This window comes from Arcobacter caeni, from assembly GCF_003063245.1.
GTDB classification, from domain to species: Bacteria; Campylobacterota; Campylobacteria; order Campylobacterales; family Arcobacteraceae; genus Aliarcobacter; species Aliarcobacter caeni.
This window is the reverse complement of the sequence record NZ_MUXE01000013.1, coordinates 28,649-44,659: the sequence shown is the minus strand read 5'-3', so window position 1 is coordinate 44,659 and position 16,011 is coordinate 28,649. Positions and strand designations below refer to the sequence as shown.

The 16,011-nt window shown below is 26.6% G+C and carries 16 protein-coding genes and 1 tRNA gene; 5 read left to right on the top strand and 12 right to left on the bottom strand.

All coding sequences use genetic code 11. The annotated features are described in order from the left end of the window. Positions 1 to 5 precede the first annotated feature (5 nt). The gene (locus B0174_RS09170; RefSeq protein ID WP_108559939.1) at positions 6 to 284 is read left to right on the top strand and encodes an HU family DNA-binding protein; all 279 of its coding nucleotides are present in this window, start codon (positions 6 to 8) and stop codon (positions 282 to 284) included. 39 nt (positions 285 to 323) lie between these two features. Beyond that, positions 324 to 408: transfer RNA gene (locus tag B0174_RS09165), tRNA-Leu, on the top strand. Between the two features lie 3 nt (positions 409 to 411). Here B0174_RS09165 and B0174_RS09160 read toward each other — a convergent pair. Together B0174_RS09160 and ccsA are read right to left on the bottom strand one after the other, a co-directional pair. Beyond that, positions 412 to 1,704 (bottom strand): M20/M25/M40 family metallo-hydrolase, encoded by a 1,293-nt coding sequence (locus B0174_RS09160; RefSeq protein WP_108559937.1) that lies wholly within the window; start codon positions 1,702 to 1,704, stop codon positions 412 to 414. An 89-nt stretch (positions 1,705 to 1,793) separates the two neighbouring features. Next, positions 1,794 to 4,553, bottom strand: a complete 2,760-nt coding sequence (gene ccsA, locus B0174_RS09155) for a cytochrome c biogenesis protein CcsA (protein ID WP_108559935.1) — start codon at positions 4,551 to 4,553, stop codon at positions 1,794 to 1,796. 133 nt (positions 4,554 to 4,686) lie between these two features. Between ccsA and cmoB the strand changes: the two genes are divergently transcribed. Then, entirely contained in the window at positions 4,687 to 5,601 is a 915-nt protein-coding gene (gene cmoB / locus B0174_RS09150; protein ID WP_108559933.1) for a tRNA 5-methoxyuridine(34)/uridine 5-oxyacetic acid(34) synthase CmoB, read from the top strand. Positions 5,602 to 5,638: 37 nt separating this feature from the next. Here cmoB and B0174_RS09145 read toward each other — a convergent pair whose 3' ends face one another. From B0174_RS09145 to B0174_RS09135, 3 genes are read right to left on the bottom strand one after another with little or no spacing between them, the layout of a single operon-like run. After that, complete coding sequence (locus B0174_RS09145; RefSeq protein WP_108559931.1) at positions 5,639 to 6,613, bottom strand: GGDEF domain-containing protein; 975 nt, start codon at positions 6,611 to 6,613, stop codon at positions 5,639 to 5,641. 7 nt (positions 6,614 to 6,620) lie between these two features. Continuing rightward, positions 6,621 to 7,523: a GGDEF domain-containing protein gene (locus B0174_RS09140; RefSeq protein ID WP_108559929.1), complete on the bottom strand. Its 903-nt coding sequence runs from the start codon at positions 7,521 to 7,523 to the stop codon at positions 6,621 to 6,623. 15 nt (positions 7,524 to 7,538) lie between these two features. Next, on the bottom strand, positions 7,539 to 8,132 hold the full coding sequence (locus B0174_RS09135) for an MBL fold metallo-hydrolase (protein ID WP_108559927.1): 594 nt from the start codon (positions 8,130 to 8,132) through the stop codon (positions 7,539 to 7,541). A gap of 54 nt (positions 8,133 to 8,186) precedes the next feature. Here B0174_RS09135 and B0174_RS09130 point away from each other — a divergent pair, with 54 nt between their 5' ends. Both B0174_RS09130 and B0174_RS09125 read left to right on the top strand, forming a co-directional pair. Further along, positions 8,187 to 9,005: a ferritin-like domain-containing protein gene (locus B0174_RS09130; protein ID WP_108559925.1), complete on the top strand. Its 819-nt coding sequence runs from the start codon at positions 8,187 to 8,189 to the stop codon at positions 9,003 to 9,005. Continuing rightward, positions 9,005 to 9,670, top strand: a complete 666-nt coding sequence (locus tag B0174_RS09125) for a hypothetical protein (protein ID WP_108559923.1) — start codon at positions 9,005 to 9,007, stop codon at positions 9,668 to 9,670. Before B0174_RS09130 ends, B0174_RS09125 begins: the two co-directional genes overlap by 1 nt. Here the strand turns inward: B0174_RS09125 and B0174_RS09120 are convergent. The 7 genes from B0174_RS09120 to B0174_RS09090 all read right to left on the bottom strand — a co-directional run bounded on the left by B0174_RS09120 (position 9,667) and on the right by B0174_RS09090 (position 16,010). After that, positions 9,667 to 10,260: a hypothetical protein gene (locus tag B0174_RS09120; RefSeq protein ID WP_108559921.1), complete on the bottom strand. Its 594-nt coding sequence runs from the start codon at positions 10,258 to 10,260 to the stop codon at positions 9,667 to 9,669. The genes B0174_RS09125 and B0174_RS09120 overlap by 4 nt on opposite strands. A gap of 17 nt (positions 10,261 to 10,277) precedes the next feature. Further along, positions 10,278 to 11,495 (bottom strand): tryptophan synthase subunit beta, encoded by a 1,218-nt coding sequence (gene trpB, locus B0174_RS09115; protein WP_108559919.1) that lies wholly within the window; start codon positions 11,493 to 11,495, stop codon positions 10,278 to 10,280. 30 nt (positions 11,496 to 11,525) lie between these two features. Next, the gene (gene dnaJ, locus B0174_RS09110; RefSeq protein ID WP_108559917.1) at positions 11,526 to 12,650 is read right to left on the bottom strand and encodes a molecular chaperone DnaJ; all 1,125 of its coding nucleotides are present in this window, start codon (positions 12,648 to 12,650) and stop codon (positions 11,526 to 11,528) included. A gap of 161 nt (positions 12,651 to 12,811) precedes the next feature. Further along, positions 12,812 to 13,153, bottom strand: a complete 342-nt coding sequence (locus B0174_RS09105) for a hypothetical protein (protein WP_108559915.1) — start codon at positions 13,151 to 13,153, stop codon at positions 12,812 to 12,814. Between the two features lie 39 nt (positions 13,154 to 13,192). Then, positions 13,193 to 13,579 carry a heat shock protein transcriptional repressor HspR gene (locus tag B0174_RS09100; RefSeq protein ID WP_108559913.1) on the bottom strand — a complete coding sequence of 129 codons (387 nt, stop codon included), beginning with the start codon at positions 13,577 to 13,579 and terminating at the stop codon, positions 13,193 to 13,195. Between the two features lie 11 nt (positions 13,580 to 13,590). Continuing rightward, positions 13,591 to 14,451: a DnaJ C-terminal domain-containing protein gene (locus tag B0174_RS09095; protein ID WP_108559911.1), complete on the bottom strand. Its 861-nt coding sequence runs from the start codon at positions 14,449 to 14,451 to the stop codon at positions 13,591 to 13,593. A gap of 77 nt (positions 14,452 to 14,528) precedes the next feature. After that, positions 14,529 to 16,010 carry a sensor histidine kinase gene (locus tag B0174_RS09090; protein ID WP_205663518.1) on the bottom strand — a complete coding sequence of 494 codons (1,482 nt, stop codon included), beginning with the start codon at positions 16,008 to 16,010 and terminating at the stop codon, positions 14,529 to 14,531. Position 16,011 lies beyond the last annotated feature (1 nt).

Sequence of the window (16,011 nt, the reverse complement as noted above, 5' to 3'; positions counted from 1 at the left end):
CATCCATGAACAAAGCAGAATTTATCGACGCAGTAGCTGCAAAAGCTGGTTTATCTAAAAAAGATGCAAAGGGTGCAGTTGACGCTGTATTAGATACAATTACAGAGGCATTAGTAAAAAAAGAATCTGTAAGCTTTATTGGATTTGGAACATTCACAACTGCTGATAGAGCAGCTAGAACAGCTAAAGTTCCTGGAACTGACAAAACTGTTAATGTTGCAGCTACAACTGTTGCTAAATTTAAAGTTGGTAAAGCTTTAAAAGAAGCGGTATCTGGTAAATAATTTTTTATAAAAGGCTTCTTTAGCCTTTTATAACTTTAAGCCCGTGTGGAGAAACTGGTAAACTCAGTTGATTCAAAATCAACCGCTTAACGGCTTGTCGGTTCGAGTCCGACCACGGGCACCACTCTTATTTTATCTCTCGAATTATTCTTTTTACTATTTCATACACATTTTCTACTGATTTTATAGAAACTTGTTCTTTTTTAGAGTGAGGAAAGTTTATTGTAGGTCCAATTGATGCAACTTTTATAAAAGGATATTTATCTTTGAAAATTGCACATTCAAGTCCTGCGTGAATTGCTTCAAGTGAGGCATTTGGATTAAATTCTTTATAAATTTCTAAAACTTTTGATGTAAATTCGTTAATATCAGGTTTCCATGCTGGATATTTTCCATTCGTTGTTACTTCAAAATTATAATCTTTTAACATTTGAGTAGTTTCATTTTTTAGATTTTTCAAATCTTCGTTATCCATAGAACGACCACTTATCTCTAATTTAATCTCATCTATTCCTGTTTTTATGATTGCTAAATTTATAGAAGTTTGAACTACATTTAACTCTTTATTTATGGCTCTTACACCATTTTGAAAATTGTAAATGAAATCTATAATTTCATCATCATGGATATTTAAATGTTCAGATTTTGTATTTATTTTTTCTATTTTCATATTATCATGACTAGAAATAGGGTGTGTTGAACTGGCAATTATTGCTTTTATATTTACAGGAATAGAGTTGATTCTTTCACCACCGTTTATATCAAGGAGTTTTCCCTCACATTCTTTTATAGTAATTGCCATTAATTTTATTGCATTTGGAATATTTTTATTAATATCTACACCACTATGACCACCTTGAAGTTTTCCAATAGTTATTTCATATAAATCAAGATTTTGCGTATTTGGAATGATTTTTTTATTAGAATTTGTTGCAAAAATATCAACTCCACCTGCACAACCAATGCAAATTTCACCTTCTTCTTCACTATCAAGATTTAGCATATAAGAAGCATTTAAAGGTAAATCTAAATTATTTGCTCCAATAAGTCCTATTTCTTCATCACTTGTAAATAAAAATTCTCCATCATACCCCTCTGACATTAATGCAATCATATATGAACATCCAATTCCATTATCACTTCCAAGAGTTGAATCAAGGGCTGTTAAAATATCATCATTTTGAATGATTTGTGGAACACAATTATCACTTAAACAAACTATATCATAGTGAGATTGAAAAGCTAGTTTTGCTGTTGAATTTTCTTTTTTACATAAAATATTATTGGTCTTATCAACTAAACATAAATAACCGAACTCTTTTGATAAGTTTTTCATATGGTTTATAAATGGTTCGTGAGTTCCTGAACATCTAGGTATTGTAGTTATTTTTTTAAAAATTTCAATTATATTATTACTCATAAAATTCCTTTGATTTTTTGTATTATAGCAAATTTAAGTTTTAAGTAAAAAAGAAGAAGAGGAACTAAACTAAGTTAGTTCCTCAAATTTTATAGAGTTTCTTTTAAGTTTCTATTTCTAAATGCTAGTGCAATAGTTACAATAACAATAGTTAATACATAATAAACCCATGAAGGAATTGGAACAGGGTCTCCTGTTGCATATGAGTGCATTCCTGATAGGTAGAAGTTTACTCCAAAATATGTCATTAATATTGAAGAAAAAGCTAATAATGAAGCAGTTGCTAATACAAATGGTGTTGATAAAGCTTTTATAAATCTTAAATGTAAAACTATTGCATAAACTACGATTGAAACATAAGCCCAAGTTTCTTTTGGATCCCAGCCCCAATATCTTCCCCATGATTCATTTGCCCAAACTCCACCAAGGAAATTTCCAATTGTAATAGCAGAAAGTCCAATGATTAAGGCAATTTCATTTATTGCAGTTATTGTTTTAATTGTTTCATCAATATGAGGTCTATTTTTTCTAAAAATAAACATAATTAAAGTCATAAATCCTAAGATTGCTGCAAGTCCAAAGAATCCATAAGATGCTGTTAAAATTGAAACATGGATTGTTAACCAATATGATTTTAAAACAGGAACAAGATTTGTAATTTGTGGGTCAATTCCTGTTAAATGTGCTGTAAACATAAAAATACTTGCAACAATAACTGCAGCACTTAATGCCAAAAGTGATTTTCTAAAGAATAAAACACCTGCAAAAACAGCTGACCAAGAGATATATAATAATGATTCATAAGTATCAGACCATGGTGCATGTCCTGAAATAAACCATCTATAACCCATTCCAAATGTATGAGCAGCAAATAATAAACTTAATATAATAAAAAATATAGTTGTTGTTTTCTTTGGTTTGATTTTTGGATTAAATACCACAAAAAATGCAACAATCAACATAATAAATCCAAGTACTAAGTAAGCTAATGTAACTTTGAAGAAAATATCTAATTTATTAAATATAATTTCATTATTTATTTTACTTTCAGATGGAATAACGCTAGCTCCGGCTTTTTGTTCATAAATAGTTATCATAGATAAAAACTTATTAGCTTCTTCCCAGTTATTATCAACAATAGAGTTTATAAATCCTCTAGTCATTGTTTCAACAGCTACTTGATTTTGATTTTTGAAGTTTTGCATAGCATCAAGTGGATTGTACCATTTGTTATTATCTTTGTAATCTGTTCCATCTTGAACTCTAGGGAAAATATTGAATAAACTTCCATTAAATACTGCATAAATGATATTTAATCTTTCATCTAATTGAATAATGTCTTTTTCGTAAGTTCCTCTATCCATAGGTTTAACTTGTAAAGCAGCTTCTGCCTCACTTGAAAGTAAATATTTTCCATCTTTAAATACTTCTGAAAATGCAATATATTTTTCATTTTCATCAACACCTAAGAATTTTTTTAATTTAGGAGTTTTAATTTTTATTACTTTTAAATCACTCCAAATATCAGGACGAGTAAGCATTCCTAAAACTAATTGATCAGAATTCATTCCAAATAGTGTAGCTTTTCCACTTAATTTTTGAATAATTTCCATATTAAGTGAAGATAAGGGTTTCATTCTTCCACCACTACTTTGTGTAACAAGTTTTGCAAAATTTTCTGATGTATATTTTGATTCATCTTTAAATTTATTTAAATATTCTAATATTTGATTAGTTTGAGCTAATTCATTTATATTTGATGGATTAGCTGCTTCTTCGTTTGCAAAAAGTGAATTTGTTGAAAATAAAAATGTACAGACAATTGCAATTGAAGCTAAGTTTCTTGAACTAACAAATTTAGTTAATTTCCAAAATCTTGATTTTTTATCAAAGAAATTTAATAATAAACCAAGTGTTAATAAAAAATATCCTAAATAAGTAGGCCATTTTCCTGGGTCATTATTAACTGATAATACAGTTCCTGTTTCATCTGGAAAGTACGAACTCTGGAAAAATAAGAAGTTACCTTCATGCATAGTTCTATTCATAAAAATTCTATAATCATAAGTTTCCCCATTTTCTTTTAATACTGTAACTTCAGAAGCATATGACGAAGGAGACATACTTCCTGGGTATCTATCAAGTTGGAAATCATTTAGTTTAATAGAAAAAGGAAGTTCAACGATTTTTGAACCATACTCAAGTTTAACAGAAATATCATCAAACATAAGTTCTCTTTCAAGACCTTTTTGACTTCTTAACCCTGGAAGTTTAATATCTTGAGATTTTCCATTTATTGTGGCTTCTACTGTTAATAGACCCATTTTAGAAGACTCTTTTTTTGCAAATAAGAAATCTTTATAAGTTAGATTGAGTTTTTTATCACCAAAAGGTATTATATATGAAAAATTATTCATATTTTTAAATAATGTAGTAAATTCTTTTTGATATTCTTGGTAATAAACTTGATCACCATCTTTTATTGTAACTTGTAAATATGGTTCTAGCGATAACATTCTATTTTCAGTTTGACCTTCAGGTATTTGCATAATACCTTCATATCCTGCATATCTTGTTATTGCTGCACCTATTAAAATAATAACGAATGAACTATGAAAAATAAACCTTGCTTTATTTTTCCACATTTTATATTTGAAAATAATACCTGTTAGATTTATTGTAGTTAGTACAAGTATTGTTTCATACCAAAGATTATTATAAACTAAAACTCTAGCCGTTGATGTACCAAAATCATTTTCTATGAAAGTAGCATATCCAGCTCCAATTGCTAAAAGTGCAAGTAAGATTAATGTTGTCCTAAAAGAGAATAAGACATTTGAAAGATTCAAAAAATATCCTTTAATTTTTTATTTTTCTAATTATATTCATTAGAAGTTAATCCCTAGTTAATGAATTAGTATTTTCTTGTAAATTATATATAATTTAAGATGGAATTTTAACTTAAATATCTATAATTGCAACATGAATTTAGAAATATTACAAAATAAAAAAAGTGAATGTAGAACTTGGAAAAATGTTGAACCTTGGTATTTACAATTAGAAATTGCCTCTAAAATAAAAAAAGAAAATTTATCTATAGATTATGGTGATTGGTTTAGTGTTGGCAAAAAAGAGAATTTAAGTGTTCAAGAACAAGAAATTATTCTTCAAACTGCAAAATCACTAATCCCTTGGAGAAAAGGTCCTTTTAAAATCTTTGATTTAGAAATAGATAGTGAATGGCAAAGTAACATAAAATACAATTTAATACGACCTTTTTTTGATTTAAAAGATAAAGTTGTGGCTGATATTGGATGTAATAATGGTTATTATATGTTTAGAATGCTTGAAGATAAACCAAAAAAATTAGTAGGATTTGATCCATCTCCTTTAACTTTACACCAATTCGAATTTATAAATCATTTTGTAAAATCAGATATTGTTTATGAAATGTTGGGTGTTGAACATTTAGAATTTTATAACCATAAATTTGATTTTATTTTTATGTTAGGTGTTTTATATCATCGAGCTGATCCTGTTGGAACTTTAAAATCTTTAGCAAAGGGGTTAAATAGTAAAGGTGAGATTTTAATAGACACTTTTATGATAGATGGAGAAGAAGAGTTATGTTTAACTCCAAATAAAAGATATTCAAAAATCCCAAATATCTATTTTATACCAACAATCCCAGCACTTAAGAATTGGCTTGAAAGAGCAGGGTTTGAAGATATTGAGGTAATTGCAACAACTGTAACTACATCAGAAGAACAAAGAAAAACTGAATGGTCTTTTGATCAAAGCTTAGAAGATTTCTTAGCTCCTAATGATAAAACAAAAACAGTTGAGGGTTATCCAGCTCCTAAAAGAGTTTATATGAAAGCTAGAAAAGTTTTATAAAATAAGAAGAGATGAGAATATAAAAAGATACTAAAGATTAAAATAAATCTATAGTATCTTCGGCACTTAAATCACTAAATTTAAACAACTGACTTCTTCCTTTGTTTTTTGCTTCATAAAGTGCAATATCAGCATTTTTAATACAGTCTGTTATCGTAATATCTGAATGTAGTCTATAAACTTCAAATCCAACACAAACAGTTTTTTTCAATGATTGTTTTTTTTCTTCATTAACTAAAATACTAATTTCTGCAAAGTCAGAAATTATTCTTTTTGCTAATTCTTCAGCTTGATATTCACTTGTATTATTTAAAATAGAAACTAAAAATTCATCTCCATTTAGTCTTCCAACCATATCAAATTCATTTATATTTGTATGAATTACTTTTGCAAGTTCTATTAAAACTTTATCTGCAATATCATAATCAAATTCATCAATTACAGCTTTAAAATGATCAATTCCAATCATTAAAAAATAAATTTCATTTTGTTTGTTATTTGATAATCTTAAATGAGTGGTCAAATTTTCAATTAAATAATTTCGATTATATACATTTGTTACAGAATCCAAAGATGATGATTCTATAAAATTCTTTTTTAGAATACCACTTTGAATTATTGGAGAAACTTGAAAAAATGCAGCTTCAATAATATCGTATTTTGTTTCTAAAATTTTAAAATGTACTTTTGAAGTAGCACTAAAAGAAACGGTTGCATTTAGACTTGTATGAGTATTTATAATAAAAAAGTAAGATAAATCATCATCTAAATAGAATTCTTGACCTTTTATTAAAATTATTTCTTTATAATTTTTATTTACATCAAATAATGAAAAAGTAACATTATCTATATTAAATTCTTTATTTAACCAGGTAAATATATCTTCACCCATTTGTTTAATATTTGTAGCATATTGTAGTTGCTCATGAAGATTAAAAATACTTACTAGTGCTTTATAATCATTTTCATTTGTTGCTGAGGATTTAATTAACTCTAAAATCTTATTTTTCATTTAACACCTAAAAGAAATCTATTTTATTTGTATCTTCTTCACTAAACATAAAAACCTGACTTCTTCCTCTATTTCTAGCTTCATATAAAGCAATGTCAGATTTTTTTATTATCTCATCTATTGTTGTAGCATTATCTGGATATATCGAAACTCCACTACAAATAGTTTTCATAAGTGTTTGTTTTGTTTGCTCATTTATTATAACTTTTTCTTTGCTAAAGTTATTAATAAGTTTTTGAGATATGATTATAGCATTGTTTTCATTAATTATATTTAATAAAATAACCAAAAATTCATCATTAGAAATTTTAATAACTAAATCTGATTCTCTTACACTTTCTTTTAAAGTTTTTGCTAATGCTTTTAAAACTTTATCTCCAACTTCATAATCAAATTCATCAATAACAGCTTTAAATTGGTCAATTCCTACTTTAACAAAAGCAATTTTCTTTTGTTCTCTATTTGAAAGGCTTAGTAAATTAGTTGCATAATTATCCAAATAACATCTATTATAAGAACCTGTTAGATGATCTATTAAAGACATCTCATTTAAAGTTCTTTCCATATATTTGTTAAATAAAGATTGAGAAAATATTAATAATGACATTTGGATTGCACTTAAATGACTTTTTACTGATTCAAAATCTTCTAAATCTACTGAAAGAAAATGAAAAATAATCGTAGTATCACAGTTTTGTTGGAATTCTAAGGTATTAATTAAATGTTCTTCATCATTATTTGTGCATAAAAAAAGATTTTGAGTATAACTATTCTTTTTTATATCAATTTGTAAAAAATTAATATGATGGTGCAATTTTAAATAATCAAATATATTTAAACAACTTTTATCTAAATCTGTTAATTTTAATTTTTCATTCTCATTTATAATTGTCTCACACGAAAAATTCATGAACTAGGCCTTTGTTTAAATATGTTTTTCCCATTGTTTTAGTGTTTGAATTTCACTTCTTAAAGTTGTTTTATCGCCATGTCCAGGATAAATATGAAAATCTTCATTCCATTTTAATATTTTATTTAAACTTTGCTTCATTAATTTAGCATCTGAATTTGGAAAATCAAATCTTCCAATTGTCCCTCTAAAAATAAAATCACCTGAAAAAAGATGTTTATCAATTTGTATAGCACTACATCCAGGAGTATGACCAGGGAAATGATGAAATTTTATTTTTATTCCTTCAATATCTAATTCTTCATCTGGATTTACTAAAATATCTGCATAAGAAGGAGGCATTCCAAGATTATAAGGGTCTAAAGTTAACATAAATTCATCATCTTTTGGAATATATAATTTTATATTATAGTTATCTTTTATCTCTTGATTTGACCAAACATGATCAAAATGTCCATGAGTGTTCAAAATAGCAATAGGATTTTTAACATTTCCTTTTATCCATGAAAAAGCATTTACTCCGGGATCTATAATTAAATCTTTATCATTTATTGTAACAATATAACAATTTGTTTGATAATCACCCATTGGTTGAATTTTTATATCCATTTTTAACCTTACTTTGCTAAAATTCTATAGATTATATCAAAAAAGAGGTTATTTATGGATTATTTTTTATTTTTAGAGGATATTTTAAAAACAAGTAAACCAAAAGATAAAATTGAAAAATTCAAATTTTTTTATAATAACTTTTTAAGTGATAATTATATTATGAATAAAGCTTATATTCCTTGTGATTTTACTGAACCGTCATATCATACTTTCCTAGAAATAACTAATCCAACATCTTTACCTCCAATAAAAAACTTTAAATCTATTGAAGGAAAAAAATATTTAGTTCATACGATTTTACATATTGAATATTCAGCCATTGATTTAGCTTTAGATGCAGCACTTAGATTTAAAAATATGCCAAAAAAATATTATGAAGATTGGCTAGAAGTGGCTTCTGATGAAATAAGACATTTTTTAATGTTAGAGGAGTTATTAAGTGAACTTGGAGGAATTTACGGAGATTTTCCTGTTCATAAAAATCTTTTTGAAGCAATGGAGCAAACACCTGAATTTTTGAGAAGAATGGCAGCAGTTCCAAGGTATCTTGAGGCAAATGGACTTGATCAAAATCCAAAAATTATGGAAAAATTAAATTCTAATAGAGATGAATTTAATAAGAAGTTTTTAAAGGTTTTACAAATTATTTTAGATGAAGAAGTTGACCATGTAAAAAAAGGTGATTATTGGTTTAAATATGAGTGTGAAAGGTTAAAAATAGAGCCTGAATCAACATATTTACAAATAATTGAAGAAGTATTTCCTGGAAGTACAAAAAGAAAAATGGATTTGAATTTTTCTGCTAGAAAAGAGGCAGGTTTTTCTTGTAATGAATTGAAATTTCTATCAAAAAAAGAGGATTGCAACTAATGATAACTTCAAATATAGATTCGATAATGGCACAGGTTTCAAGTTCTAATAATTCTAATATTACAAAAAATTCAAGTTCATTTTTGAATACTTTAGTTAATAATGCAACTTCAACTTCTTCACAAACAACTACTAAAACAGATTCTTTAAGTTATGAAAATATAAAAGGTATAAGTTTAGAAGAAATTGATACTTTATTTACAAATGAAGATGATAAAAATATGGTGAAAAATCTTAGATTAGCTACTCTTTTTTCAAGTGATGATAATTTATCAAAAGCTTTGTTTAATACGGTTTTAGGGCAACCTTTTAATATTGGATTTTCATATTTAAGTAGTTCTTATGGGGATAAAAATATGTTTTTATCTTCAAATAAGAGTAGTTTAGCTGATTTACTTCATGAAGCAATAAGTCAAAAAATTGATAATCCAAATTCGGCAGATGTTATTTCTCAAGATAAATTAGATGAAATTTTAACAAAAGTTAACTCGTTTGATTTTATTAGTGCTTTATCAAATACCTCAAAAAAAGCTTATGATAAATATAAGGATAAAAAAAATGATTATTCGTTTTTATATAATGACTATAATTTAAAATATCAAGAGTTAGTTTATAAATATCAAGAACTTGAAAATATAAACAAAACTCTAATTAAACAATTTTAGAAAATATTGATTTGAAGCATAGCTTTTAAAACATCATTTTCTTCTGTCATTTTTAAATCTGAAGCTATTTTATGAGTTGATAAATTTCCCTCAATTGTTTGAAATATATGCCAAAATCTTTCATTAAAAGGTGTGTCTAACTCTTTTATTTTATATTTTAGTATTACTTCAACAATAGTTTCAATACAGTGAAAATAAAATATCTTATTTTTTGCTCTTTGCGTTTTATATTTTCTCATTAATTTTAAATTAGCAATAAAAGTATCTTTTTCTATTTGTGATAAGATAGTTTTATTATTAACAGCTTCTTCTTCACTATCCAAATGTTTTGTGTATGACTCAATTTCTTTATTCATAACAGTTTCTAAATCGGGATGGAATTTTAAAAGAACATCTAATATCTCATTAGGAGATAAAGCAGTAGTATTTAATTGGTGAGAATACTTCTTTTTTTGTTCATAAGTGTGGTCAATAGCATTTAAAATATCAACGGCAAATGGTAAATAAATAAATTTGTCTTCTTTCCCATCTTTAAATGAAATACCATGTTCATTGATAACTGGTTTTAATCCTGCATATTCTAATTTCATCTCAATCCTTTTTTTATTTAAAATTTAGTGTTTGGAATAGGATAATTTTCTATTACAAAATCAATATCTTTATCTCCACGACCACTTAAACTTACTAATATAGTTTTATCTTTTGGTAATGTTTTTGCTAATTTCATAGCAAAAGCAACCGCATGTGCTGATTCAAGTGCTGGAATAATTCCTTCAAGTTGAGATAATTTGTAAAAAGCATCAACAGCTTCATTATCATCACAAAGTCCAACTTTACTTCTTCCTGATTCTTTCAAATAGGCATGTTCTGGTCCAACTGATGGATAATCAATTCCACTTCCAATAGAATAAACAGGAGCAGGATTTCCATCAATATCCTTTAACATAATTGAGTTAAATCCATGCATTATTCCCTCTTCACCATAAGTTAAAGAGGCACTATGTTCTCCAATATTTTTACCTTTTCCCATAGGTTCAACACCATAAAGAGCTACTTCTTTATCATCAATAAAACCAGAAAAAATCCCCATAGCATTACTTCCACCACCAACACAAGCTACAATATTATCAGGAAGTTTATTTTCATGTTCAAAAAATTGTTCTTTTGATTCAAATCCAATTACACTTTGAAAGTCTCTTACCATCATAGGAAATGGATGAGGACCAACAACAGAACCAATACAATAAATAGAGTTTTCAGTATCTTTTAAATACGCTTCAAAGGCTGAATCAACTGCTTCTTTTAAAGTTTTAAGACCATGACTTACAGGAACTAATTTTGCTCCTAAAATCTTCATTCTTGCTACATTTGGATGTTCTTTAGCAATATCAACTTCACCCATATGAATTTCACACTCTAAACCAAAATAAGCAGCTGCAGTTGCTAATGCAACACCATGTTGTCCAGCTCCTGTTTCAGCAATTACTTTTTTCTTTCCAAGATATTTAGCAAGAATTACTTCAGCCATACAGTGATTTAGTTTATGCGCTCCCGTGTGATTTAAATCTTCTCTTTTTAGATAGATTTTCGCACCACCACAAAATTCTGTTAAATTTTTAGCAAATGAAATAGGAGTAGGTCGTCCTTGATAGTGTTTTCTTACATATTTTAGCTCTTCTATAAATGCAGGAGAATTTTTTAATTCAAGATAAGCTTTTGTAATATCAGTAAAGGGTTTTTCTAAAATAGGAGGAATAAATGAACCTCCAAATTTTCCAAAGAAACCATTTTCATCAGGCATTGTTTCTAAATATGATTTGTTCATTTATCTTCCTTTTTTAGTTTATTTTAATTTTTACGAAAACCACTTTTTAACTTTGTCAAACATATTTTCAAAACTTTTTTCGTGAGGTTTACTTTCAATTCCAAAACTTTCTTGAAGTTTTTCTAAAAGTTCTTTTTGTTCATCATTTATAGATTTTGGATATTCGATTTTTATTTGTACAACTAAATTACCTTTTCCATAACCTTGAACAGATTTTACACCTTCACCTTTAAAAGTAAATTGTTGTTGGTCTTTTGCACCTTTTGGAATCTCAAGTTCAATTTCACCCCTTAAAGTTGGAACTGTGATTTTTCCACCAAGTGCTATTTTTGTGAAAAATATTGGAGCTTCAAAATAAATATCATCATCATGTCTTACAAAATGAGAATCTTCTTTTACTTTTACTTGTAAATATAAATCTCCTCTTGAGCCATCAGGTGCGATATTTCCTTTATGAGAAACTCGAATTCTCATTCCATCATTAACACCCTCAGGAATATCAACTTTGAATGATTCTTTAACTTCATCGTAACCACTTCCACCACATGATTTACAAGAAGAGGCAGCTGCTTGACCAGATCCTCCACATTTTGGACAAGTTTGAGCAAATGTCATAAATCCTTGTCTTGCATGAACTTGACCATGACCATTACAAGTTGTACAAGTTGCTAACTTTCCATCTTTTGCACCTGTTCCACTACAAGATTTACAAGCTGTTTTGTATTTATAATTTATCTCTTTTTTACATCCAAAAACAGCTTCATTAAATTCAAGTTTAACTTCAACGGTAACATCAAGATTGTAGTTATAAGTTTTTCTTTGTTTTCTTCCTCTTGAACCACCACCAAAAGCACTTCCAAACATCTCTTCAAAAACAGAACCTAAATCGTCAAAACCACCTGAGAATCCACCACCTCTTTGACCATGACCCTCAAGTCCAGCTTTTCCATGTCTATCATAAATAGCTCTTTTTTCTTCATCACTTAATACTTGATAAGCTTCATTAATAGCTTTGAATTTTTCTTCAGCTTCATTATCACCTGGATTTTTATCAGGATGATATTTCATAGCCATTTGTCTATAAGCTTTTTTGATTGTACTTTTATCTGAACCTCTTGTAACTTCTAACAGTTCATAATAATCTATTTCAGTCAATTTTATCCCCTTAAAAAATATTTGAATTATGTTAAGTCGCGATTTTATCTAAAGGTTAATAAAATTTGATTAAAATTAGTAAAAATAAAAGAAGTAATAGTTTAAAAATTAGTATTTGAGCATATTTGAATTAGTTTTGTATTTGACGAATTATAAATCTTTTAAATAAGTTTACTTTCAACAATATTACCATTTAAATTAATAGAAATATTAAGTTTTTTATCTTTTAGATTATTCTCATTATTTTTAAAAACAATAACCCATAGAGTATTTGAAGTGTCTTTTTCAACTGAAATTATTGAAGAATTAATCCAACTTATTTCTATTTCATGTTGTGCAATTTTTTTTAAAATTTCTTGTGAAGCTATTTGTTTTACTTGTAATTGTTCTATTTTTATATCATTGTTCTTTTTATTAAAATCTTCTTTTCCAAAACTTACTAAAGAAGAATATAATAATACAATTAAGATTAATGGAATAATTTTATATAGTTTATTTTTCATTTTAAAATTGTATCTAAATTAGTAAAAAAATATGTAATTTTAATTATTTTTTTCAATAATAACCATTTCAAATGATGTATTTTGCACAACTAAAGCTTTTGTATCTGGAACAACAGATAAATTATTAATACTTTTTATTTTTGTTTTATAAATGTGAATATCATTTTCTAAAATCTCAATTTTCTGATTTAATTGTAAAATTAGAACAACCCCTGCTAAATTAACACCTAATTCTCTTGTAAGTGTCAAAACATATTTTATATGGTCTATATCTTTTTGTGAATAAAGTCTTATTTTTCCATTTGTTCTTGAGGGCTTTATTAAGCCCTCTCTTTCATATTGCCTTAGTGTTTGAGGATGAATATTTAAAATTTCAGCAACTGCTGAGATTAAATAAACAGGTTCAATATAGCTGTTTGTTTCCATAAATAAACCTTTTAATTTGAAGGAAGTTTTTCTTCTAAAATTTTTACTAAATCCTCATCTAAATCTTCAAGTTTTGGTAAAACTATATTTGCCTTTAGGTATAAATCTCCTCTAACTCCTGCTTTTCTATTTAAAACTCCAAGTTCTTTAACCCTAAATCTTTGGTTTTGTTTTGTATTTTGAGGAACTTTTAAAGTTATATCTTTATGAATTGTTTTTACTTCAATTTTTCCACCAAATAAAGCAGTTTTTAATGGTAAATCAAAAGATTTTATTAGAGTATCAGCATTTCTTTCATATTCAGGATTTGGAGTAATATTTATTTTTAATATTAAATCACCTTTTTGTCCTTGGTATGATTTTCCTTTTCCTTTTGCTCTTATTTTTTGTCCATCTTCAATTCCTTCTGGAATTTTTACATCAAAAGAATCATTGTTTAAATTTATAAATTGTTTTCCACCAAGAACTGCTACATCAAAAGGAATAGTTATTTGAGCATTTGTATCTAAGTCAGGTTCACTAAACCCTCCAAATCCTCCTTGTGAGAATCCAGATCTTCCAAATCCACCTCCACCACCAAACATTTGTCTTAAAATTTCATCTAAATCAACATTTGAACCTTGACCTCTTGCAAAGTCATGGAAATTTTGTCCACCAAACATTGAGTCACCATGTTGGTCATATTGTTGTTTTTTTTCTGGGTTACTTAAAACTTCGTATGCAGCGTTGATTTCTTTAAATTTATCTTCAGCTTGAGGGTCTTTATTAACATCTGGATGATATTTTCTAGCTAGTTTTCTATAAGCTTTTTTTATTTCATCAGGTGTTGCTTTTTCGTTAATTTCTAGTGTTTCATATAAACTTTTTGCCATTTTCAATCCTATAAATTTGAATAATATATTTTAATTATTTAAAAATTTATTATATCAAAAGGTTGAGTGAATGTCAATCAAGTATCGCTTTTTAGTATTATTTTAAAATGAGCACCTTTATACTCTTTATCTTCAAAAATAAATTTATCATTTTTAACAGATATTTTACCTTTCATACTTGACTGTATTATTTTATGAGTCATATATAATCCCAATCCCGTGCCTTGATATTGATGTTTAGTTGTAAAATATGGTTCAAAGATTTTATTTATAATATCTTTATTTATACCACCTGCATTATCTAAAATCTCAATAATTACACAATCATCTATTTTTTTAGTTGAGATTTTTATAAGTCTTAATTCATTTTCATTTACTTTTAAAGCAAGAGCATCACTTGCGTTATGTAAGATATTTATAAAAGCTTGACTAAACTCATTTGAAAAATTGTAAAGATAAATATCATTGTCTAAATCTAAATCTACTTTTATTCGATTTTCATTTAATATAGTTTCTATTAATGAGATATTATTATTCATATTTTGAGATAAGTTAAATAAAGATTTTTCTTTATCCTCTTTTAAAAAGTCTTTAAAAACATCAATCGTATTTGATAAATGTTCTGTTGTTTCAGAAATTAATTTTAACGCATCAGTTAACATTTTATCTGTTAATAAATCAATCTCTTTTTTTAATTTTGTACTAGATGCTGTAATTGATATTATATTTAGAGGTTGTCTCCATTGATGAGCAATATTTCCAAGCATTTCACCCATAGCTGCTAGTTTTGTTTGCTCGGATAAAAGGTTTTCTTTTCTTTTTATATCTGTTATATCAATGATTGTAAGTATTCTTAAACTTTGAGATTTTATTGTTGCATTTTTAATATTTACAAGGGCTTTAAAAGAGCTTTTATCTTCTCTTGTAATAGTTATTTCGATTGGTTTTTTATGATTTTTTTCTAAAATATTTATGTTTAAATCATTAATATCTTTTTTTAAAAGAGCCTCTTTTGATTTATAATTTAATAAATCTAATGCAATTTGATTACAATCTTTAATTTTGTCATCTTTAAAAACAATAATAGCTTCCATTGTTGTATCAAATAGAAGTTTTAACTCTTCATTTCTCTCTTCTATTTCTTCTTTTACTTCTTTTAACTTATAATTAATTTCAGATAAAATAGTTGTATCATAGATATAAACAATGGCTAATTCATTTTCAATATCATAAGGTGTAATTGTAATACTTTGTTGCATTTCATCAAAAACTTTATCCGCAACTTTTGATAATTCGATATTTAATAAAAATTTACTAATTTGTGGTGTATAAAAAGTAGAAGAATTTAATTTTAGAGCAGTAGTTATTTTTCTAATTAATTTTTTATCATCCATTTGTGGATAAAAATCTTTTAAATTTTTATTTATAATCTCTTTTGAGTTAATTCCTGTTCTAATTTCAAGCCAACGATTCCAAAACTTTACTTCTAGATTTTTGTTAATAAGAATTATTCCATTATCAACAGTATTACAAATTACATCAAATTTATTTGTATTCACA

Bases quoted from the DNA above. Each gene is read 5' to 3' on its own strand.
- B0174_RS09125 (WP_108559923.1), top strand. From the start codon at position 9,005: ATGATAACTTCAAATATAGATTCGATAATGGCACAGGTTTCAAGTTCT.
- B0174_RS09170 (WP_108559939.1), top strand. From the start codon at position 6: ATGAACAAAGCAGAATTTATCGACGCAGTAGCTGCAAAAGCTGGTTTA.
- B0174_RS09140 (WP_108559929.1), bottom strand. From the start codon at position 7,523: ATGAATTTTTCGTGTGAGACAATTATAAATGAGAATGAAAAATTAAAA.
- trpB (WP_108559919.1), bottom strand. From the start codon at position 11,495: ATGAACAAATCATATTTAGAAACAATGCCTGATGAAAATGGTTTCTTT.
- B0174_RS09160 (WP_108559937.1), bottom strand. From the start codon at position 1,704: ATGAGTAATAATATAATTGAAATTTTTAAAAAAATAACTACAATACCT.
- cmoB (WP_108559933.1), top strand. From the start codon at position 4,687: ATGAATTTAGAAATATTACAAAATAAAAAAAGTGAATGTAGAACTTGG.
- B0174_RS09135 (WP_108559927.1), bottom strand. From the start codon at position 8,132: ATGGATATAAAAATTCAACCAATGGGTGATTATCAAACAAATTGTTAT.
- B0174_RS09130 (WP_108559925.1), top strand. From the start codon at position 8,187: ATGGATTATTTTTTATTTTTAGAGGATATTTTAAAAACAAGTAAACCA.
- B0174_RS09145 (WP_108559931.1), bottom strand. From the start codon at position 6,613: ATGAAAAATAAGATTTTAGAGTTAATTAAATCCTCAGCAACAAATGAA.
- B0174_RS09120 (WP_108559921.1), bottom strand. From the start codon at position 10,260: ATGAAATTAGAATATGCAGGATTAAAACCAGTTATCAATGAACATGGT.
- B0174_RS09105 (WP_108559915.1), bottom strand. From the start codon at position 13,153: ATGAAAAATAAACTATATAAAATTATTCCATTAATCTTAATTGTATTA.
- B0174_RS09100 (WP_108559913.1), bottom strand. From the start codon at position 13,579: ATGGAAACAAACAGCTATATTGAACCTGTTTATTTAATCTCAGCAGTT.
- B0174_RS09095 (WP_108559911.1), bottom strand. From the start codon at position 14,451: ATGGCAAAAAGTTTATATGAAACACTAGAAATTAACGAAAAAGCAACA.